Genomic DNA, 20962 nt, shown 5'->3' on the forward strand with positions numbered 1-20962 from the left:
CTTGTCGAACAAACCGCCTCCGCCGCGCCCGGCGCCGCGCCTTTATCTTGCGACGCCGGTCGTCGATGATCCAGCATCGCTGATCGCCGAGCTGCCGGCCCTGCTCGCCTCCGCCGACGTCGCCGCCGTGCTGCTGCGGCTGAAGGAGACCGATCAGCGCACCATGATCTCGCGCATCAAGGCGTTGGCGCCGCCGGTGCAGAAGGCAGGCGCAGCACTCCTCGTCGACGGCCATCCTGAAATCGTCGCACGCGGCGGCGCTGACGGCGCGCACCTCACCGGCCTTGCGGCGCTGGAAGAGGCGGCGCCCTCGCTCAAGCCCGATCGCATCGCCGGCGTCGGCGGGCTTGCCACGCGCCACGATTCCATGAGCGCGGGCGAGATGGGTGCCGACTATGTGTTGTTCGGCGAGCCCGACGCGAAGGGCCAGCGACCGTCATCCCAGGCCATCGCCGAGCGGCTGGACTGGTGGGCGGAACTGTTCGAGCCGCCCTGCGTCGGCTTTGCGACGTCGCTGGAGGAGGCTCACGATTTCGCCGCCAGCGGCGCCGATTTCGTGCTGGTCGGCGACTTCATCTGGGCCGATCCGCGCGGGCCCAAGGCTGCGCTGATCGAGGTCGATGCTGCTATCAAGAAGGCCCATGCGACGGCGCCGGCTGGCCAAAATCCTGCGGGTCAGGAGCACGGCTAGCGCCCGACATGAAGCTCCCATGCATCACCATGCTGGCCACGCTGCTGCTCACGGCGCCCGCGGCCGCGCAGCTGCAGATCACCCCGCCGCCCGCCACGCCGACCGCCCCCGCCGAAAAGCAGAAGCAGAAGCCGCACACGATCACCAAGAAGAAGGAGGCCGCGCCCGCGCCGAAACCTTCGGCCTCTCCCAAGCCGTCCCCCTCGCCCAAGCCGGCCGCGACCGTGATTCCCGCGCCGCCGACCGACGATCCCAATGTCGATCTGGTGTTCGGCGCCTATCAGCGCGGCCAGTACAAGACGGCATTCGAGCTCGCCACGGCGCGCGCACAAGCCGGCGATCCCAAGGCGATGACCATGCTTGGCGAGCTCTATTCCAACGCCATGGGCATCCGGCGCGACTACGTCAAGGCCGCCGAATGGTACAAGCGCGCCTCCGATTCCGGCGACCGCGAGGCGATGTTCGCGCTCGCCATGCTGCGCATTTCCGGCCGCGGCGGCCCGGTCGACAAGAACGAGGCGGTCAAGCTGATGGCGTCCGCCGCCAAGCTCGGCGAACCCAAGGCGGCCTATAACCTCGCCTTGCTCTATCTGGACGGCCAGACGCTGCCGCAGGACGTCCGGCGCTCCGCGGAGCTGCTGCGCCAGGCCGCCGATGCAGGCCTGCCCGAAGCGCAATACGCGCTCGCAACCTTCTACAAGGAAGGCACCGGTGTGCCGAAGGACCCGGAACGCGCGGTGCGGCTGCTCCAGGCAGCCTCGCTCGCCGACAATGTCGATGCCGAGGTCGAATATGCGATCGCGATGTTCAACGGCACCGGCACGCCGAAGAACCAGCCGGCTGCCGTCGCGTTGCTCCGCAAGGCCTCCCGCCAGGGCAACGCGATCGCGCAGAACCGGCTGGCATGGGTGCTGATCAACGGCGTGGGCACATCCATGGACAAGGTCGAGGGATTCAAATGGCACCTGGTGGCCAAAACGGCCGGCAAGGGCGACCCCGAGCTCGACAAACAATTGTCCGACCTGCCGGCCGAGGAGCGGGCCAAGGCGGAGGCCGCCGCCAGGAAATGGCTCGGGACCAAATGACTTGACGCGGGCCCCCTCACGGGGCACCCAGTCCCTCAAACAGGCGTGTTTCTGCGCCCATCCCCCCGATCAAGACCCAGAGCTCATGCTGTATTCCGCCACTATCAATGTCATGGTCAAGGCCGCGCGCCGCGCCGGCCGCAGCCTCAAGCGCGATCTCGGCGAGATCGAGCATCTCCAGGTCTCGCTGAAGGGGCCGGCGAATTTCGTCTCGCTCGCCGACAAGCGCGCCGAGGAGATCCTGTACCAGGACCTCGCCAAGGCCCGGCCCGGCTACGGCTTCATCGGCGAAGAGGGCGGCACGCGCGAGGGCAGCGACAAGAGCCACACCTGGATCGTCGATCCCTTGGACGGCACCACCAACTTCCTGCACGGCATCCCGCAATTCGCGATCTCGATCGGCCTCGCCCGCGAGGGCACGGTGATCGCCGGCGTGATCTACAACCCCGCCAATGACGAGCTCTACATTGCCGAGCGCGGCAAGGGCGCCTTCCTCAACGACCAGCGCCTGCGCGTCGCCGGCCGCCGCCAGCTCAACGAATGCGTGGTGGCCTGCGGCCTGCCCCATATCGGCCGCGGCGATCACGAGGAATTCCGCCGCGAGATGACCGCGATCCAGGACCGCGTCGCGGGCCTGCGTCGTTTCGGCGCCGCCTCGCTCGACCTCGCCTTCGTCGCCGCCGGCCGCCTCGACGGCTACTGGGAGCGGAATCTGCAATCCTGGGACATCGCGGCCGGGCAGATCATGGTCAAGGAAGCGGGCGGCACAGTGAGCGACATCGACACGCCTGGCGATGCGCTGACGACGGGGCACGTCGTGTGCGGCAATGAGTTCGTGCACGGGGAGCTGGTGAAGATTTTGCGGAAGCCGGCGTAGGGCGAAAGCTCGCGCTCCACACTCCGCTGTCATCGTCCGCGGAGGCGGACGATCCAGTAATCACTGGCGTCTCGATTCAATCACAACCGCCGCGGCGTACTGGATGCCCCGCCTTCGCGGGGCATGACGGTTGCCTTAAAGCTTCACCCGCGCCGGCGGTCCGTACGCCTCGCCTTCCCTCGCCGCTGCCGGCTCCCGATCCCCGCCCAGCACGCGCTGCACCGAGACGAAGAACACCGGCACCATCAACAGCGCCAGGATCACCACCGCGATCATGCCGCCCATCACGATGCTGCCGAGCGCTTGCTGGCTGGCGCCGCCGGCGCCGTGGGCGATGGCCATCGGCAGCACGCCGCAGATGAAGGCGAGGCCGGTCATCAGGATCGGGCGGAAGCGCAGGCGGCAGGCCTCGATGGTGGCTTCCACCAGCGGCTTGCCTTCTTTGCGCAGATCCTTGGCGAACTCGATGATCAGGATCGCGTCCTTCGCAGCCAAGCCGATGATGGTGATCAGGCCGACGGTGAAGTAGACGTCGTTGGGCAGGCTCCGCAGCGTCGCTGCGGCAACTGCGCCGACGATGCCGAGCGGCACGGTCAGCAGCACCGCGAGCGGAATGGTCCAGCTCTCGTAGAGTGCGGCCAGACACAGGAACACCACGAACACGGAGAGCGCGAGCAGGAACGGCGCCTGCGAGCCCGACAGCTTCTCCTGCAGCGATTGCCCGGTCCATTCAAAGCCGAAGCCGCGCGGCAATCGGTCGGCAAGCCGCTCCATCTCGGCGATGGCATCACCCGAGGTGAAGCCGGGCCTGGCTTCGCCGGAGATGCGCACCGCCGGATAATAGTTGAAACCGGCGATCTGCGTCGGCCCGCGCGCCCATTCCACCGTCGCAAAGGACGAGAACGGCACCAGCTGGCCGCGGCTGTTCTTGACGTTGTAGTTGAGGATGTCCTCGGTCCGCATGCGGTCGCGGGCATCGGCCTGCACCACGACGCGCTGCATGCGGCCGCGGTTCGGGAAGTCGTTGATGTAGTTCGAGCCGAGATTGGTCGAGATGGTGTTGTTGATGTCCTCGAAGGTGACGCCGAAGGCGCCCGCCTTCTCGCGGTCGATCACGAGATTGACCACGCCGGCCTCGGGCAGGCCTTCGATATAGACCTTCTGCAGCACCGGGCTCGCATTGGCCTCCGCGATCAGCTGGTCCGCGGCGCGCATCAATTGCTGATAGCCCTTCTGGCCCCGGTCCTGGAGGCGGAACGAGAAGCCGGAGGAGTTGCCGAGATTGTCGATCGGCGGCGGCTGCAGCGCCGAGATCTTGGCGTCGCGGATCGATGAGAGATCGCGGTTGATATCGTTGACGATGGCCGAGGCCGAGTCCTTCGGCCCGCGCTCCGACCAGTCCTTCAAGGTGATGAAGGCCTGCGCGGTATTCATGCCCTGGCCGGAGAAGCTGAAGCCGGTGAGGAAGGTGACGTCCTTCACGCCCGGCCGTGCGGCAAGATATTTTTCGACCTTCTCGATCACGGCCTCGGTGCGGGGATAGGACGAATCCGACGGCGTCTGCACGTCGGTGGTGACGAAGCCCTGGTCGTCGACGGGCAGGAAGCCGCCGGGCAAATTGACGAAGGCCCAGGACAGGCCGACCAGCAGCGCGGCATAGACCAGCATCAAGCGGCCGGTGCGCTTCAGCGAGAAGCCGACGGTGCTGGAATAGCGTTCCTTGCCGCCTTCGAGCATGCGGTTGAACCAGCCGAACACACCCCGCCTGGCATGACCGTGGCCGGCCGCGACGGGCTTGAGCAGGGTCGCGCACAGCGCCGGCGTCAGCGACAGCGCCAGGAAGGCGGAGAAGCCGATCGCGGCGACCATGGTGACGGAGAACTGGCGGTAGATGATGCCGACCGAGCCCGGGAAGAACGCCATCGGCACGAACACCGCCATCAGCACCAAGGTGATGCCGATGATGGCGCCGGTGATCTGCGACATGGCTTTCCGCGTCGCCTCCTTCGGCGAGAGGCCTTCCTCGGCCATGATGCGCTCGACGTTCTCCACCACGACGATGGCGTCGTCGACGAGGATGCCGACCGCGAGCACCATGCCGAACATCGAGAGCATGTTGATGGAGTAGCCGGCGAGCAGCAGCGTGGAACAGGCCCCCAGCAGCGCCACCGGCACCACGATGGTCGGAATGATGGTGTAGCGGATGTTCTGCAGGAACAGGAACATCACCACGAACACCAGCACCACGGCTTCGACCAGCGTCGACAGCACCTTCTTGATCGAGGCCTCGACCACGGGCGTGATGTTGTAGGGGATCTCGTAGGTGATGTTGGCCGGGAAGAAGCGCGACAGCTCCTTCATCTTGGCTTCGACCGCGCTCGCGGTCGCCAGCGCGTTGCCGGTCGGCGACATCAGCACCGACAGACCCGCAGTCGGCTTGCCGTTGAGGCGCGTGTTGAACTGGTAGCTGAGGCCGCCGACCTCGATGCGCGCGACGTCGCGCAGGCGCACGGTCGAGCCGTCGGCATTGGCACGCAGAATGATGGCGCCGAACTCCTCCGGGGAGGAGAGCTGACCCTTGACCAGCACCAGCGCGGAGGTGCGTTGGCTGGACGTCGACGGCTCGGCACCGATGCTGCCCGAGGCGACCTGCGCGTTCTGCGCGGCGATCGCCTTGTTGACGTCGTCGGCGGTCAGCCCATAGCCGACGAGCTTGGCCGGATCGACCCAGACGCGAAGTGAGCGCTCGGTCGAATATAGCGTGGCGCGGCCGACGCCGGGAATGCGGCGGATCTCGCCGAGCACGTTGCGGATCATGAAGTCGCCGAGACCGACCTCATCCAGGCTGCCGTCGGTCGAGTTCAGCGTGATGATCTGAAGCACCGCGCTGGAGGCTTCCTCGATCAGGATGCCCTGCTGCATCACCGCGCGCGGCAGGCGCGCCTCGACGCGCTTGATGCGGTTTTGCACCTCGACGGAGGCGGCGCTGGTATCAGTACCCGGCTGGAAATTGGCGATGATCTCGACCTGACCGAGCGAGTCGCTGGTCGATTCGAAGTTGAGGATGTTGGCGGCGCCGTTGAGCTCCTCCTCGATCAGCCGCGTGACGCTGTTGTAGAGGTTTTCCGGCGAGGCGCCGGGATAGCTGGTCGAGACCGAGATCGAGGGCGGCGCGATGATCGGATATTGCGCGATCGGCAGCAGCGGCACCGCGATCGCACCGATCAAGCAGATGAACAGCGCGACCACCCAGGCGAAGATCGGCCTGTCGATGAAGAAGCTCGGCATAGCGCGTTACCGCGTGAGCTTAAGGGCGTGCCGGTTGTCCGCGGTTGCGTCCGCCTCCGACCAGGATTGCGGCTTGACCTTGTCGCCGGCCGCGAACTTCTGGAAACCTTCGACCACGACCTTGTCGCCGGCCTTCAGGCCCTCGGTGACGAACCAGAGTCCGTCCTGCACCGAGCCGGCGCGCACCGCCTGCACGGCGATGTGGTTGTCGTCCTTGACCACGAACACCTCGCTACCGCCGCCGCCATTGCGCTGGATCGCCTGCTGCGGCACCGCGATCGCATCGGAATCGAGGCCCTGGTCGATGCGGACGCGGACATACATGCCGGGCAGCAGTTCGCGCTTGGGATTGGGGAACTCGCCGCGCAACGTCACCTGCCCGGTGTGGGCGTCGACCTTGGCGTCGGAGAACAGCAGCTTGCCGTCGAGCGAATAGATGGTGTTGTCGTCGAGCACCAGGCGCACCTTGGCGGCATCGGCGGCGATGCGCTCGAGGTCGCCGGACTCGAAGGCGCGGCGGAGCTGGTTGAGCTCGGTCACCGACTGGGTGAAGTCGGCATAGATCGGATCGAGCTGCTGGATGGTGGCGAGGTTGGTCTCATTCTGCACGGCGAGTGCGCCCTCGCTGACCAGCGCCGCCCCGACCACGCCGTCGATCGGCGCGCGCACGGTGGCATAATCGAGATTGAGCTTGGCGCGCGCGAGCTCGGCCTTGCGGCCCTCGACCTCGGCATGAGCCTGGCGCTCGGCTGCGATCGCCTTCTCGTTCTCGGCTTCCGGGGCAGCACGATCCTTGGTGAGGGTGGCGATACGATGCGCCTGCTGTTTGGCCTGCATCAACGCCGCATCGGCCTTGGCAAGTGCGGCCTCATTGGCCATCACCTCGACCTCGAACGGACGCGGATCGATGCGGTAAAGCGGATCGCCCGCCTTCACCTCGCTGCCCTGGCGGAATAGACGCTCGACCACGATGCCGGACACGCGCGGCCGCACGTCGGAGACCCGCGTCGGTGCGATGCGGCCCGGCAGCTCACGAACCACGGCGCGGGACTGCGGCTTGACGACGACGATGCTGACGTCAGGGGCGGCCGGCTGGGCGGCGGACACGGCGGAGCTGGATTCCTCGCAAGCACCCAGCAGCGGCGCAAGGGCCGCGAGCATCATTGCAACGCATGCCGATCGCGCGCGAAGTCCTGACATGAAGTGGGGTGCCCCGATGTTGTTTAAACTAACCACGCTCCGCGCGGGCCCGTTCTGGGTCGCTACACGCGGCTGATGCCGTCAAAATAGAGTCGCAGTGCTGCGACGCAACGCATGTTGCGGGCGGCTCATTGTCACACGCTGTATCCCGTTGAGTTCAGAGGATTTTTGTAGACTCACCTGATTGTGAGTCGGGTTCCATCGCCGCGTGCTGCGACGGAACATCGCAATCACGCGGCGGCCTTGATGCGATAGCGGCACTGGCTCGCCAATTTCGAGGCGCATCGGTGCCGTCGGCGGTGCGAAATCGGCGCATCCGGCGCTTTTTTTGGGCTGGCGCTGTGCCATAGTGCGGCCCGCAATCAAGCTTCGTAACGGATGATACCGGCATGCGGTCTGGCACTTCCCGCTCCACCATGGATATCGAGTACACCAAACTGTCCTCGCCCAGCGTCTTCCTGGTGCGGATGCTGGTCTTCCTGGTGCTGTGCACGCTGGTGGGCGTGGTGCTCTACAAGCAGATCATCCAGGCCTTCTTCGCCAATCCCGGACTCAACGCTCTGATCGGGGCGGTGCTGTTCATCGGCATCGTGCTGGCCTTCCGCCAGGTCATCCGGCTCTATCCCGAAGTCTCCTGGGTCAACAATTTCCGTATCGCCGATCCTGGCCTGGCACCGGCCCGCCACCCCAGGCTGCTGGCGCCGATGGCGGCAATCCTGGGCGGCGAGCGCTTTGGGCGGATGACCATCACCCAGACCACCATGCGGCACCTGCTCGATTCGATCGCGACCCGGCTGGATGAGGCCCGCGACATCTCGCGCTACATGACCGGGCTCCTGGTCTTCCTCGGCCTGCTCGGCACCTTCTGGGGCCTGATCGAGACGGTGGGCTCGGTCGGCAAGGTGATCGACGGGCTCAAGGTCGGCGGCGATGCCGGCTCCCTGTTCGACACGCTGAAGGAGGGCCTCGCCGCCCCGCTCGGCGGCATGGGCATCTCGTTCTCCAGCTCGCTGTTCGGCCTTGCCGGCTCGCTGATCCTCGGCTTCCTCGATTTGCAATCGAGCCAGGCGCAGAACCGCTTCTACACCGACCTCGAAGACTGGCTCGCCAGCACCGTGCGCGAATATGGCAACGGCGAGGCGCCTGTCGCCTCCGGCGGCGGCGTTGCCGGCGGCGAGCTCCAGGCCGCGGTCGAGCGGCTGCGCTCCGTGCTCGAGGAAGGCAGCGCCAGCCGCGGCACCACGGCGGCGATGGCGAGCCTTGCCGAAGCGATCCAGGCGCTGGTCTCGCACATGCGCACCGAGCAGCAGATGATCCGCGAATGGGCCGACGGCCAGGGCGAGCAGAACCGCGAGATCCGGCGCCTGCTGGAGCGGATCGCGCGCCAGCCCGAGAAGAGCTGAGCAGCAATGGAGAGGACGTGCCCCGGACGCAGCGCAGCACGCAGTGATGCGCTGCCGAGCCGGGGCCCAGAATCTTCTACCCAACGCTGGGTCCCGGCTCTGCGCAGCAGCGTTGCACGCTGCAGCGCGTCCGGGACACAAGAGAGACGGAGACGAAAATGGCTCTAGCGCGCGGCCGCCGCAACGAAGGCGCTTTCAACTACTGGCCCGGCTTCGTCGACGCGTTGTCGACGCTGGTGCTGTCGATCGTGTTCCTGCTGTCGGTGTTCCTGGTGGTGCAGTTCTTCCTGTCGCAGGAGGTCACCGGCAAGGACAAGGCGCTGGAGCAGCTCAACGCCAAGATCGCGCAGCTCAACGAGCTGCTGTCGCTGGAGAAGCTCGGCAAGCTCTCGCTCGACGACCAGGTCTCGCAGTTGAAAGCGGGCCTCGCCTCGGCCGAGTCCGAGCGCGACCGCGTCAAGGGTCTCTATGAGGGCTTAGCCGCCGCCGGCAGCGACGCGCAAGGCAAGACCGCCGAGCTCGGCAAGGCGCTGGATTCGGAGAAAGCGGTCTCGGCGCGGGCGCTGGCGCAGATCGAGGTGCTGAACCAGCAGATCAGCGCGCTCCGCCGGCAATTGGCGGCGCTGGAAGAGGCGCTCGATGCCAGCGAGAAGCGCGACAAGGAATCGCAAAATCGAATTGCCGATCTGGGCTCCCGCTTGAACGTTGCTTTGGCGCAGCGCGTGCAGGAATTGTCGCGCTACCGCTCGGAATTCTTCGGCCGGCTGCGCGCCATCCTCGGCAACCGCCCCGACATCCGCATCGTCGGCGACCGCTTCGTGTTCCAGTCCGAAGTGTTCTTCGACACCGGCCAGGCGACGCTGCTGCCCGAGGGCCGCGCCGAGCTCGACACGCTGGCGACCGCGCTGATCGAGCTCGACAAGAAGATCCCGAGCGAGATCCCCTGGGTGCTGCGCGTCGACGGCCATACCGATGTGCGCCCGGTGAGCGGCGCGAACTTCAAGTCGAACTGGGACCTGTCCGCGGCACGCTCGATCTCGGTGGTGCAATATCTGATCTCGCTCGGCGTGCCGGCCCAGCGCCTGGTCGCGGCCGGTTTCGGCGAATTCCAGCCGCTCGATACTGGCAACACCGAGGAAGCCTACAAGCGCAACCGCCGCATCGAGTTGAAGCTGACGGAGCGGTAGTGGTGTCAGATACACCTCAGCTCGTCATTGCCGGGCTTGTCCCGGCCATCCATCAAGAAGGATTTTTTCGAAATAGATGGATGGCCGGGCATAGGCGAGCGGAAGCGACGCCGTCCTTCGAACGGCTATGCCCGGCCATGACGAGTGTATCCCGATGATCCATCTCCGCCCCTATTGCGCCGAGGACGAAGCCGCTGCGATCGACCTCTGGCATCGCACCTGGCAGCAGGCCTATCCGCAGATCGACTTCGCCGCGCGGCTGGACTGGTGGCGCGAGCGCTGGCTGAGGGATCTGGTGCCGAAGGCCTCGATTGTGGTGGCGGAACAGGACGATGCGCTGGTCGGTTTCGTCACGATCGATGGCGAAGGCTATCTCGATCAGCTCGTCGTCGATCCCGTCCATTGGGGTTCGGATGCAGCAAGGCTGCTGGTGGATGAGGCCAAGCGCCTGTCCCCTTCGGGCGTCACGCTGCTCGTCAACAAGGACAATGCCCGCGCCATCCGCTTCTACGAGCGCAACGGCTTTGCCCATGCCGGCGACGACGTGAACCCGACCTCGGGGCGGCCGGTGCTGAAGATGGTGTGGCGGGCGTGAGGCCTGTCACGGTTGGATCCGGGGCTGTCTGCTAGTCGTTGGTGCCAGAGCAGCGATCACCAGCAGATGGAGACGATCGATGAAGCTGCGCGACCTGGCTCAGGGCGCTTCGGTCTTTCTGAGCGTCATGCTCGCCGGATATGTGTCAACGAGATATGTCGACCAGCGCTTCGCATCGCGCGAGACGACGCCTGCGCCTGCTCCGACGAACGCCCCTGCCCCATCGGCCTGCGTAGGCGAGGACGGCAGCTGGAAGAACTGGCCATGGCCGAATGTGCCGGCGCTCTCGCCGAAGTGCAAATAACGTCCGTACGCGAAGCTTCCGGCATAAACTCAACTGTCATTCCCCGCGGAGGCGGGGAATCCAGTACGCCGCGGCTTCTCGATTGATCACGACTGTCTCGGAGTACTGGATCGCCCGCCTGCGCGGGCGATGACACCGTCGTTGTGGTGACGATCGAAACGCCTCACGCCCCCTCGAACTGCAACCGCGCCAGCCGCGCATAGAGCCCGTTCTTCGCCACGAGCTCGGCATGCGTGCCCTGCTCGACGATCCGGCCCTGCTCCATCACCAGGATGCGGTCGCAGGAGAGCACGGTGGCGAGGCGATGCGCGATCACCAGCGTGGTGCGGTGACGCATCAATTCCTCCAGCGCGGTCTGCACCAGCGTCTCGCTTTCGGCGTCGAGCGCGGAGGTCGCTTCATCAAGCAGCAAGAGCGGCGCGTCGCGCAGGATGGCGCGCGCGATCGCGATGCGCTGGCGCTGGCCGCCGGAGAGCGTCACGCCGCGCTCGCCGAGCGCCGTCTCGAAACCTTCGGGCAGGCGGCGGATGAACTCGGCGGCATGCGCCAGCTCGGCGGCACGCTCGACCTCGACATCGGTCGCATCGGGCCGGCCGAAGCGGATGTTCTCGCGGGCGGTCGCCGCGAACACCACCGAGTCCTGCGGCACCAGCGCGATGTGGGCGCGGAAATCGCCGGGGTCGGCGGCTTTGACCGGCACGCCGTCGAGCGCGATCGTCCCGTTGCTCGGATCGTAGAAGCGCAGCAGCAGATGAAAGATCGTGCTCTTGCCGGCACCGGAGGGACCGACGATCGCGACCTTCTCGCCGGGGCGCACCGTGAACGACACGGCGTCGAGCACCTTGACGTCGGCCCGCGCCGGATAGGCGAAGCTGACCTGATCGAAGCCGACCTCGCCGCGCGCCGGCACCGGCAGCGCGAGCGGCGCCGCGGGCGCGGTGATCTCGGGCGTCACATGCAGGATCTCGAACAGGCGCTCGGCCGCGCCTGATGCCGCCGAGACCTCGCCCCAGACCTCGCTGAGCTGGCCGAGGCCCGCCGCGGCGAACACCGCATAAAGCACGAACTGACCGAGCCGGCCCGGCGTGATCGCGCCGGAGAGCACGTCATGCGAGCCGATCCAGAGGATGGCGACCACGCTCGCGAACACGATGAAGATGATGATGGCCGTGAGCACGGCGCGGGCCTGGGTCGAGGTGCGCGCGGCTTCATAGGCCTGCTCGACCTCGCCGCCGAAACGCTTCTCGGCAAATCGCTCGCTGGTATAGGCCTGCACGGTGCGGATCGCGCCGACCAGCTCGCCGGCATAGGCCGAAGCCTCGGCGAGCGTGTCCTGCGCATTGCGCGACAGGCGTCGCACCCAGCGCCCGAACGCCACCAGCGGCAGCACGATCAAGGGAATGGCCAGCAGCACGAAGCCCGACAGCTTCGGGCTCGTGATCACCATCATCGCCGCCGCGCCGAGGAACATCATCAAATTGCGCAGCGCGATCGAGACGGAGGCGCCGACGGCCGATTTGAGCTGGGTGGTGTCGGCGGTGAGCCGCGAGATCAATTCGCCACTGCGCGCGGAATCGAAGAAGGCGGGAGAGAGCGACAGCAGATGGGCGAACACGTCGCGCCGGAGATCGGCGACGATGCGTTCGCCGATCGTCATCACGAGGTAGTAGCGCGCCGCGCTCGCCAGCGCGAGCACGCCGACCACCGCGAGCATCACCGAGAAGTAGCTGTTGATCAGCTCGATGCCCTCGGGCGTCAGGCCGAAATCGATCATCCTGCGCACCGCGACCGGCACCAGCAGCGTCGTCAGTGCGGCGATCGTGAGCGCGACGAAGGCCAGCGCCGCGCGGCCGCGATAGCGGCTCACATAGGGCGCGAGCGCAAGCAGCGGCCGCAGCTTCGCGCGGCCCTTGGCGGGCTCTTCGATCAGCTCGGCCTCGAGCGACGGGATGTCCGCGGAGTTCATTGCAGGCCGTTCGACATGCTGGTCATCAAGCCGTTCCACTGCGCTCATGATATCCGACCCGTTGCGTTGGTTTGCTCCCAATAGGCTGGTGCAGGGGTAGTGGCAAATCCGGGAAGTCCCTTAGGGGCAAACCCGGTTCATCAAGCCCGGCATGGCTTGTTTTGCGGGGTTTCGTGAGGTATAGAGCCGGCCAAATCCGTCATTCGCTAGCCACCCAAGAAGGCGCCGGAGCGCCGAGGAATTGCCATGAAAGCCGAAATTCATCCGGATTATCATACGATTAAGGTCGTCATGACCGACGGAACCGAGTACCTCACCCGCTCGACCTGGGGCAAGGAAGGCGACACGCTGAACCTCGATATCGACCCGAAGTCGCACCCGGCCTGGACCGGCGGCTCCGCCCAGATCATGGACCGCGGCGGCCGCGTCTCGCGCTTCCAGAAGAAGTTTTCGGGCTTCCTCAAAAAGGATTGAGCCGCCCGCAAGGCCGAAACGAAGAACGCCCCTGGAGAACCGGGGGCGTTTTTGTTTTCTAGACCCGTCATCCTGAGGCGCCGGAGCAAAGCGGAGGCCTCGAAGGATGAACGGCCGAGGTGCAGCAGCCGGGCCGTCGCCCTTCGAGGCTCGCCGAAGAGGCGAGCACCTCAGGGTGACGGTTCAACATAGAGTGCGCGGATTCGACCCTACCGCTCGAACGCGGCCTTCAGCGCGTTGAGGTGCGGCACCAGCGGGTTGCCGATCGCGACGTGCTCGGCCGGCGGGGTATGGATCGTGCTGTCGAGGCGGCGTACGCGGGTCTGCAGGCTCATCGAGCGATGGATCAGGTCCTGGAGCTGCGCCGGCAGCTTCTCGATGGTGTCGACGGGGCCGGGATCGGCGGCGGTGAGCTTGACCTTGGTCTTCTCGCGGTTGGCCTGCATCAGCGTCATCTCGCCTTCCTTGACCGCGCGGTGCAGCAGCAGCCAGGACGCAAGCTGCATCAGGCGCGTGGTGAGACGCATGCTCTCGGTCGCATAGGTGAGGCTGACGGCGCGGTCGAGCGCCTTGGCCTCGACGCGGCCGGCGCCGTCGAGATAGGCGGCGGTTTCCTCGACGAGGTCCATGCCCTCACGGAACAGGTTGCCGAACGCCGCAGAATTGGTGAACCGCTCGCTGAGTTGAACGAGAGCGCCCTCGGCCTGCAAACGTTCCATGGTTAACGCCTCTTACGCAACTGTTTGACTGTCCGGCTTTGGCGCCGGCTTATGATGAACAAATCATTGCGCGCTGGAAGCGCGGAGTCCAGTGACAAGCGCGGATATGGTTTCCGCGGGTCATTCCTCGGAATGCAACTGTGGTGAGAGCAAAAAAAGAGCCGCCGGAGACCGGCGGCTTTGAAAGTTGATAACAGGGAGGCGTCAAACAGAGTGGACAGGAGCCACTCGGTGTCCAAACGAGGACAGTTCCGGTCATAAACCCGAAAGCTTAATCTGAAGTAAACGAGCTAATTTTTTGAGGGTTCGTTAGCCATGTCGGCCAGCGGCCGAGTGCGTTGCGGAACAATCTCGCAGTCGTCGCACCGGCCTGACCAGGCCACCGAGCATGGTGCACGAGCTGGCGCGACACATTCCGCTGTCGTCCCGGACAAGCGTAAGCGCCGATCCGGGACCCATAGCCCCAGGCGGATGTGGTGACGGGACTTGGAGTTGCCGGCTTCGCGCGACAATCTGGGTATGGGTCCCGGATCCGCGCGCGCTTGGGGCGCGCTTGTCCGGGACGACGGTCGTCGTGTGGCTTACGACTTGAAAATGCTGTTCGCCGCATCGCGCGAGGCGCGCTTTTTGGTGGCGGCTTCTTCCAGCCTTGCGATCTCGGCCTTGAGCAGCGCGACGCGCTCGGTCAGTTCCTCGACCGACAAGAGTGAGAGATCCTGGCCGATGTCGTGCGTTATCTTCTTGCGCGGGCGGTCGTCGTCTTCGATCGGCATCCTCGTTCCTCCTGCGTTCGCGCCTGTCACATGGCTGAGGCGGTTGCAAGCCTGCACCGCGCTGGCTAAGCAAGGGCCTCGTTGCATCCCGCACCTTTGCTCAAGGACACATCATGGACAAGCTGCCCGCGCAAATGACCGTGGTCGCCATCTCCAAGCCTGGCGGACCGGAGGTGCTGGTGCCGGAACAACGTCCCGTGCCGCAGCCCGGGCCCGACGAGATCCTGGTCAAGGTGATGGCCGCCGGCGTGAACAGGCCCGACGTCGCGCAGCGCTCCGGCGCCTATCCGCCGCCGCCCGGCGCCAGCGACCTGCCGGGACTCGAGATCGCCGGTGAAGTGGTCGCGGTCGGCAGCAATGCCAAGCGGCACAAGGTCGGCGACAAGGTGATGTCGCTGGTCGCCGGCGGCGGCTATGCGCAGTACTGCATCGCCCAGGACGCCCAGGCGATGAGCGTGCCGCCGGCACTGTCGATCAAGGAGGCCGGCGCGCTGCCGGAAACCCTGATGACGGTCTGGCACAATGTGTTCGAGCGCGGCGGGCTGAAGGCCGGCGAGACGCTGCTGATCCATGGCGGCTCCTCCGGCATCGGCACCATGGCAATCCAGCTCGCGAAAGCATTCGGCGCGAAGGTGTTCGTCACGGTGGGCTCGCAGGACAAGATCGACGCCTGCCTCAGGCTGGGTGCCGACCGCGCCATCAACTACAAGACCGAAGACTTCGTCGCCGTGGTCAAGGAAGAGACCAACAAGGCCGGCGTCAACCTGATCCTCGACATGGTCGCCGGCGACTATGTCGATCGCAACTACGATGCCGCGGCGGTCGACGGTCGCATCGTCCAGATCGCGACCCTCAACGGCCCCAAGGTCAGCGTCAACATCGCCAAGGTGATGGTCAAGCGCCTGACCCATACCGGCTCGACGCTGCGCCCCCGTAGTAATGCGGACAAGGCGGCGATGGTGGCCGCGATCGAGGAGAAAGTGATGCCGCTTTTGCGCGAAGGCCGCATCAAGCCGGTGATGGACAGCAGTTTCCCGCTGGAAAAGGCGGCGGACGCCCATCGGCGCATGGAGACGAGCGCACATATTGGCAAAATTGTGTTGGAGGCCTAGGCCACCGACCCACAGGCCAAGCCGGAAACCCTTTGATTTTCCTCGCTTTCGTGGCATCTATCGCGATGCACCGAACCACTTTGGTCCGGTCGGACCTCGCCTTCTAGATTCGCCTTGCACTGAAGAGTTTGCGTCGAACGCGGAGAACTGACCTTGCGTCTGATCAGGTGCCTCGCGCCCATCGCGCTGGGCCTCATGATGCTCGTTGCCGCGTCTCCCGCGCGCGCGCTGGACGCCGTCAGCGTCCGCAGCGACGCGCCCGCGATCGACCTCACCGGCGTGCTCGAGCATCAGCGCAGCGATGCCGACCGCATCCAGGTCTCCACCGCGCCCGGAACCGACGGCATCGTCCGCCGCATCGAGGTGCGCGCCCGCGAAGGCGGCCAGAACTGGGTGGTGTTCGCGCTCGCCAACAACACCGACGACCAGCTCGACCGCCTGATCGTCGCCCCGCATTACCGCATCGTCTCCTCAGGGTTGCTATGGCCCGACCTCGGGCTGTCGCGCATCGCGACCATCACGCCTTCGATCGGCGATCGGCCGGAACGGCAGGAAAGTGCCACCGCCGACGTGTTCCGCATCACGCTCGATCCGGGTGCCGTGGTCACCTTCGTTGCGGAGCTGCGCACCGACAAGCTGCCGCAGCTGTATCTGTGGGAGCCGGAAGCCTACAAGGACAAGGTCAACTCGTTCACGCTCTACCAGGGCATCGTGATCGGCATCTCCGGCCTGCTTGCGCTGGTGCTGACCATCCTGTTCGTGGTGAAGGGCAGCATCATGTTCCCGGCGGCCGCGGCGCTGGCCTGGGCGGTGCTGGTCTATATCGGGGTCGATTTCGGCTTCTGGGGCAAGGTGCTCGACATGTCGAACAACGCCGAGCGCATCTGGCGCGCGGCGGGTGAGGCGATCCTGGCGGCAACGCTGCTGGTGTTCCTGTTTGCCTATCTCAATCTCAGTCGATGGCATGTGCGCTATTCGCACATCACAGTCGGTTGGCTGGCGTTCCTGGGATCTCTCGTCGCACTCGCGCTGTTCGATCCGGCCGTCGCCTCCGGCATCGCACGCATCTCTCTGGTGCTGATCGCCTTCGCCGGCTTCGCCCTGATCGTCTATCTCTCCACTCACGGCTTCGACCGCGCCGTGCTCCTGATCCCGACCTGGTTCCTGCTGGTGGTCTGGGTGGTCGCGGCCGGCATGACGGTCGCGGGCTCCGTCACCAACGACATCGTCGGCCCTGCCCTGCTCGGCGGCCTCGTGCTGATCGTGATGCTGATCGGCTTCACGGTGATGCAGCACGCCTTCGCCGGCGGCGGCGCCACCACCGGCGTCGTCTCCGACATCGAGCGGCGCGCGCTGGCGCTGGCCGGCTCCGGCGATCTGATCTGGGACTGGGACGTCTCCGCCGACAAGGTGTTCACCAGCCCCGAGACCGAAGCCCTGCTGGGACTGAAGCGCGGCACGCTGGAAGGCCCGGCGGCCTCCTGGCTCGAAGTGCTGCACCCGCTCGACCAGGACCGTTTCCGCGCCGCGCTCGACAGCGTGCTCGACCAGCGCCGCGGCCGGCTGGTGCAGGATTTCCGCCTGCGCACGCCGGACGGCCATTTCATGTGGTTCGCGCTGAAGGCGCGCCCCGTGGTCGGCTCCGACGGCGAGGTCTCGCGCGTGGTCGGCACGCTCACCGACGTCACCGAGCTGCGCAACGCCGAGGAGCGCCTGCTGCACGATTCCGTGCATGACAACCTCACGGGCCTACCCAACCGCAAGCTATTCATGGACCGGCTCGGCGCGGTCGCAAACTTCGCCAAGACCGTGCCGACGCTGCGGCCGACGCTGATGGTGATCGACCTCGACCGCTTCAAGCAGGTCAACGATTCCGTCGGCATCGCGGTCGGCGATTCCATCCTGCTGACGCTCGCCCGCCGCCTCACCCGCATCCTGAAGCCGCAGGACACGCTGGCGCGGCTCGCCGGCGACCAGTTCGGCCTGATCCTGCTGTCGGAGCAGGATCCGGCGCGGATCACCAATTTCGCCGAGACCATCCGCAAGACCATCCGCGCGCCGATCGCCTTCAATGATCGCGAGATCTTCCTCACCGCCTCGATCGGCCTTGCGCTCTCCGATCCGCAAGTTCAGCTGACGGACGAGATCATCAAGGACGCAGAGCTGGCGATGTATCATTCCAAGCGCATCGGCGGCGACCGCATCGACGTCTACAAGCCCGCAATGCGCGCGCGGAAAACCGACCGCCTGACGCTGGAGAGCGAATTGCGCCGCGCCATCGAGCGCCAGGAGATCACGATCCTGTACCAGCCGATCGTGCGGCTGGAGGATCGCTCCGTCGCCGGCTTCGAGGCCCTGGCGCGCTGGGATCATCCGAAGCTCGGACGCATGGCGCCGTCGGAGTTCATCTCAATCGCAGAAGAGACCGGCCTGATCGTCGACCTCGGCATGTTCGTGCTCGACCAGACCGCAAAGCAGCTTTCGGTGTGGCAGCGCGCGATGCGCTCGCGCGAGCCGATCTTCGCCTCCGTCAACGTGTCGTCACGGCAATTGCTGCGCCACGACCTGATCCACGACATCCGCACCGTGCTGTCGCGCTCCTCGGTGGCGCGCGGCACGCTGAAGCTGGAACTGACGGAATCGCTGGTGATGGAGAATCCGGAGCACGCGGCGCAGATGCTGACGCGGATCCGCGAGCTCGGCACCGGGCTGTCGCTCGACGATTTCGGCACCGGCCATTCCTCGCTGGCCTATCTGCAGCGCTTCCCGTTCGACACCATCAAGATCGACCAGTCCTTCGTGCGCACCACCAGCCGCGGCACCCGCCCGGTGATCCTGAAGTCGATCATCGCGCTCGCGCACGACCTCGGCATGGACGTGGTGGCCGAAGGCGCCGAGACCGATTCCGACGCAGTCGAGCTCTACCAGATGGGCTGCGAATACGCGCAAGGTTTTGCCTTTGGCGAGCCGATGGACGCCGACGCGGCGATGCGCCTGCTCACGGAAGTGCGGCTGGAAGCGGCGAGCTAGGCTCGCGACTCGCGCGCAATTTCGAACCGTCATCCTGAGGCGTGAGCCATGCGACGCGAGGCGGCGCTTGGCGAGCCTCGAAGGATGAACGGCCGGGATGCAGCCGGGCCGTCGCCCTTCGAGGCTCGTCCTGCGTTGCAGGACGAGCACCTCAGGATGACGGCGAGAGATTCTGGCGCGCTACATCAACCCCGAGGTCGGCAGCTTCGTCGCCGCCCTATCGCCGCCGCTCGTTCTTCTGCTTCCTGAACCGCACGCTCTGGCCGTCGGGCATGCGCGTCGCCACGAAGCCGGCGGCGAGGCAGGCTTCGCGTTGCGGCATCTGGATGTCGGGGCTGCGCAGGCTGTCCCACCAGGAGGCACGATGCGCGGCGCGCGGCAGCGCTGCGCCGATGATCTCCTCGATCTGCTCGAAGCTCAGCACGAACTCGTCCTGCTTCTGCCGCATCAGATAGTCGCGCAACGCGTGGTAGTCGTTCACAATCGTCCTCTCGTCCCGCTCACATGCGGCTGCCAAAAACCGTGCGCCGCATACACCGATTCTTAACTCATTGCGGCAGCGCCGTCCTGCCTTAAACACTACTCAAGCTTTCGGGCGCATCCACTAGTGCCAGGAGCGAACGATGTTGTCTGGATGGCGCGACGTCATGGCCCGCCGGCCGTGGCGGATTTCGGCGAAGCTGCTGATCATCTCGTCCGTGGTGACGGTGATCGGCTTCTCCGCCATTTGCGTCAATGTGATGCTGGACATGCGCCGCGGCGAGGAGGCGCTCGCCCGCCAGACGCTAGAGAACCTCGCGACCACCATCGAGTCCGACGTCAGCCGCAACGTCGAGATCTACGATCTGTCGCTGAAGGCGGTCGCCAGCAGCATGCTGCTGCCCGAGCTCGCGACGGTCTCCAAGACGATCCGTCACCTGATCCTGTTCGACCATGCGATCACCGCCAAGCATTTCGGCGCCATCCAGGTCTTCGATGCCGAGGGGCGGCTGACCATCGACGCCTCCACGCTCGATCCCCTCCCCGAGAACCGGAGCGAGGAGGATTACTTCAGGATTCATCGCGACAATTCCGGCGTCGGGCTCTTCATCAGCCGCCCGATGCTGTTTCGCGGCGCCTATTCCATCGTGCTGAGCCGGCGCATCAGCGATACCGACGGCGGCTTCATGGGCGTCGTCGCAGGCTCGATCCGCTTCAGCTATTTCCACGAATTGTTCGAGCGTCTGAACCTCGATGCCGAAGACACCATCACCGTGCTCAAGCGCGACCGCACCATCATGATGCGGCGGCCGTTCGATCTCGACATCATCGGCACGAACCTGAACGACCGCCAGAACTGGAAGGCCGACAACCTCCCGGTCGGCGCCTCCTATTCCGGACGGGGCCCGGTCGATCCAACGCCGCGGCTCTATGTCCGCAGCAGCAACAGCGGCCCGCTGTTCGTGGTGGCGGGCAAACCCCTGGCCGCAGTGTTCGCGCTCTGGGAGAAGGAGGCGTTCCGCATCGGCGCCGTGGTGCTGGCGCTCGCGCTGTTCGTGCTGGGATCGACGCTCGTGCTCGCGCGCGAGATCGGCCGGCGCGCCGAGGCCGAGCGCAAGCTCGAGGAGATGGCGACGACGGACGCGCTCACGGGCCTGAAGAACCGCCGCAAGTTCGATCCCGTCATCGACACCGAATGGCGGCGCGCCATGCGCCAGAAGGCGCCGATCGCGCTGTTGATGATCGATGCCGATCATTTCAAGGCCTACAACGACACGTTCGGCCATCAGGCCGGCGACCAGGTGCTGGTCGGCATCGCCATCTGCATTTCCGACTCGGTGAGTCGCGCCGGCGACTGCGCCGCGCGTTACGGCGGCGAGGAATTCGCCGTGCTGTTGCCGAACACCTCGGCTGCCGATGCCTTCAAGGTCGCCGAAACGATCCGCCTCAAGGTGCAGGGCTGGTCCGGCGATCAGGCGATGTCGACGGTGTCCTGCGGCATCGCCAGCCTCGTGCCCGCCGCCGGCATGGACTGGTCGATCCTGATCGCCGCCGCCGACAAGGCGCTCTATGCCGCCAAAGCCGGCGGGCGCAACCAGTCGGTGGTTGCCAGCTTGCCGCAGCTGTCGCTGGTGGCGTGAGGGCCTGTCGTCGCTAAGCGCGACGCAATCCGCCAAATACTCAGTGTCGTCCCTGCGAACGCAGGGACCCATAACCCCAGGGAGTGGTTTGGCGAAGACTCGTCGTTCGGTACTTCGACCGAATGCAATGGACAGATC

General features: G+C 65.9%; 17 protein-coding genes. 11 read left to right on the forward strand and 6 right to left on the reverse strand.

The features are described 5' to 3' along the window. Position 1: 1 nt before the first annotated feature. From CVM73_RS27480 to CVM73_RS27490, 3 genes are all read left to right on the forward strand, one after another. Positions 2 to 691: a thiamine phosphate synthase gene (locus CVM73_RS27480; RefSeq protein WP_100234929.1), complete on the forward strand. Its 690-nt coding sequence runs from the start codon at positions 2 to 4 to the stop codon at positions 689 to 691. Between the two features lie 8 nt (positions 692 to 699). Then, positions 700 to 1776 (forward strand): tetratricopeptide repeat protein, encoded by a 1077-nt coding sequence (locus CVM73_RS27485; RefSeq protein WP_100234930.1) that lies wholly within the window; start codon positions 700 to 702, stop codon positions 1774 to 1776. 85 nt (positions 1777 to 1861) lie between these two features. Beyond that, entirely contained in the window at positions 1862 to 2653 is a 792-nt protein-coding gene (locus tag CVM73_RS27490; RefSeq protein ID WP_100234931.1) for an inositol monophosphatase family protein, read from the forward strand. Positions 2654 to 2788: 135 nt separating this feature from the next. On the opposite strand, the gene CVM73_RS27495 is transcribed toward CVM73_RS27490, so the two are convergent. Both CVM73_RS27495 and CVM73_RS27500 read right to left on the reverse strand, forming a co-directional pair. Then, positions 2789 to 5941: a multidrug efflux RND transporter permease subunit gene (locus CVM73_RS27495; protein ID WP_100234932.1), complete on the reverse strand. Its 3153-nt coding sequence runs from the start codon at positions 5939 to 5941 to the stop codon at positions 2789 to 2791. A 6-nt stretch (positions 5942 to 5947) separates the two neighbouring features. After that, on the reverse strand, positions 5948 to 7141 hold the full coding sequence (locus CVM73_RS27500) for an efflux RND transporter periplasmic adaptor subunit (RefSeq protein WP_100234933.1): 1194 nt from the start codon (positions 7139 to 7141) through the stop codon (positions 5948 to 5950). A 389-nt stretch (positions 7142 to 7530) separates the two neighbouring features. Here CVM73_RS27500 and CVM73_RS27505 point away from each other — a divergent pair, with 389 nt between their 5' ends. The 4 genes from CVM73_RS27505 (at position 7531) to CVM73_RS27520 (ending at position 10630) form a co-directional block, all read left to right on the forward strand. Then, entirely contained in the window at positions 7531 to 8544 is a 1014-nt protein-coding gene (locus CVM73_RS27505; protein WP_100234934.1) for a flagellar motor protein MotA, read from the forward strand. Positions 8545 to 8702: 158 nt separating this feature from the next. Continuing rightward, on the forward strand, positions 8703 to 9731 hold the full coding sequence (locus tag CVM73_RS27510; protein ID WP_100234935.1) for a peptidoglycan -binding protein: 1029 nt from the start codon (positions 8703 to 8705) through the stop codon (positions 9729 to 9731). A 148-nt stretch (positions 9732 to 9879) separates the two neighbouring features. Further along, complete coding sequence (locus CVM73_RS27515; RefSeq protein ID WP_100234953.1) at positions 9880 to 10326, forward strand: GNAT family N-acetyltransferase; 447 nt, start codon at positions 9880 to 9882, stop codon at positions 10324 to 10326. A 79-nt stretch (positions 10327 to 10405) separates the two neighbouring features. After that, positions 10406 to 10630 (forward strand): hypothetical protein, encoded by a 225-nt coding sequence (locus CVM73_RS27520; RefSeq protein ID WP_100234936.1) that lies wholly within the window; start codon positions 10406 to 10408, stop codon positions 10628 to 10630. Positions 10631 to 10793: 163 nt separating this feature from the next. On the opposite strand, the gene CVM73_RS27525 is transcribed toward CVM73_RS27520, so the two are convergent. Next, complete coding sequence (locus CVM73_RS27525; RefSeq protein ID WP_100234937.1) at positions 10794 to 12644, reverse strand: ABC transporter ATP-binding protein/permease; 1851 nt, start codon at positions 12642 to 12644, stop codon at positions 10794 to 10796. 198 nt (positions 12645 to 12842) lie between these two features. On the opposite strand from CVM73_RS27525, the gene rpmE reads away from it, so the two are divergent. Continuing rightward, positions 12843 to 13070 (forward strand): 50S ribosomal protein L31, encoded by a 228-nt coding sequence (gene rpmE / locus CVM73_RS27530; RefSeq protein ID WP_024337552.1) that lies wholly within the window; start codon positions 12843 to 12845, stop codon positions 13068 to 13070. A 209-nt stretch (positions 13071 to 13279) separates the two neighbouring features. Here rpmE and rcdA read toward each other — a convergent pair whose 3' ends face one another. Then, positions 13280 to 13789, reverse strand: coding sequence for a protease adaptor protein RcdA (rcdA, locus tag CVM73_RS27535; protein ID WP_100234938.1), 510 nt, complete (start codon positions 13787 to 13789; stop codon positions 13280 to 13282). 581 nt (positions 13790 to 14370) lie between these two features. Next, positions 14371 to 14562, reverse strand: a complete 192-nt coding sequence (locus CVM73_RS27545) for a DUF1192 domain-containing protein (RefSeq protein WP_100234939.1) — start codon at positions 14560 to 14562, stop codon at positions 14371 to 14373. Between the two features lie 113 nt (positions 14563 to 14675). Here CVM73_RS27545 and CVM73_RS27550 point away from each other — a divergent pair, with 113 nt between their 5' ends. Next, on the forward strand, positions 14676 to 15674 hold the full coding sequence (locus CVM73_RS27550; RefSeq protein WP_100234940.1) for an NAD(P)H-quinone oxidoreductase: 999 nt from the start codon (positions 14676 to 14678) through the stop codon (positions 15672 to 15674). A gap of 153 nt (positions 15675 to 15827) precedes the next feature. Next, positions 15828 to 18704 (forward strand): EAL domain-containing protein, encoded by a 2877-nt coding sequence (locus tag CVM73_RS27555; protein WP_167407090.1) that lies wholly within the window; start codon positions 15828 to 15830, stop codon positions 18702 to 18704. Between the two features lie 217 nt (positions 18705 to 18921). Here the strand turns inward: CVM73_RS27555 and CVM73_RS27560 are convergent, their stop codons facing one another. Further along, positions 18922 to 19185, reverse strand: a complete 264-nt coding sequence (locus tag CVM73_RS27560; RefSeq protein WP_167407091.1) for a DUF7662 domain-containing protein — start codon at positions 19183 to 19185, stop codon at positions 18922 to 18924. Between the two features lie 142 nt (positions 19186 to 19327). Between CVM73_RS27560 and CVM73_RS27565 the strand changes: the two genes are divergently transcribed. After that, on the forward strand, positions 19328 to 20824 hold the full coding sequence (locus CVM73_RS27565) for a sensor domain-containing diguanylate cyclase (protein WP_100234941.1): 1497 nt from the start codon (positions 19328 to 19330) through the stop codon (positions 20822 to 20824). The last annotated feature ends 138 nt before the right edge of the window (positions 20825 to 20962 follow it).

Source organism: Bradyrhizobium forestalis (assembly GCF_002795245.1).
In the GTDB taxonomy this organism is placed as follows: domain Bacteria; phylum Pseudomonadota; class Alphaproteobacteria; order Rhizobiales; family Xanthobacteraceae; genus Bradyrhizobium; species Bradyrhizobium forestalis.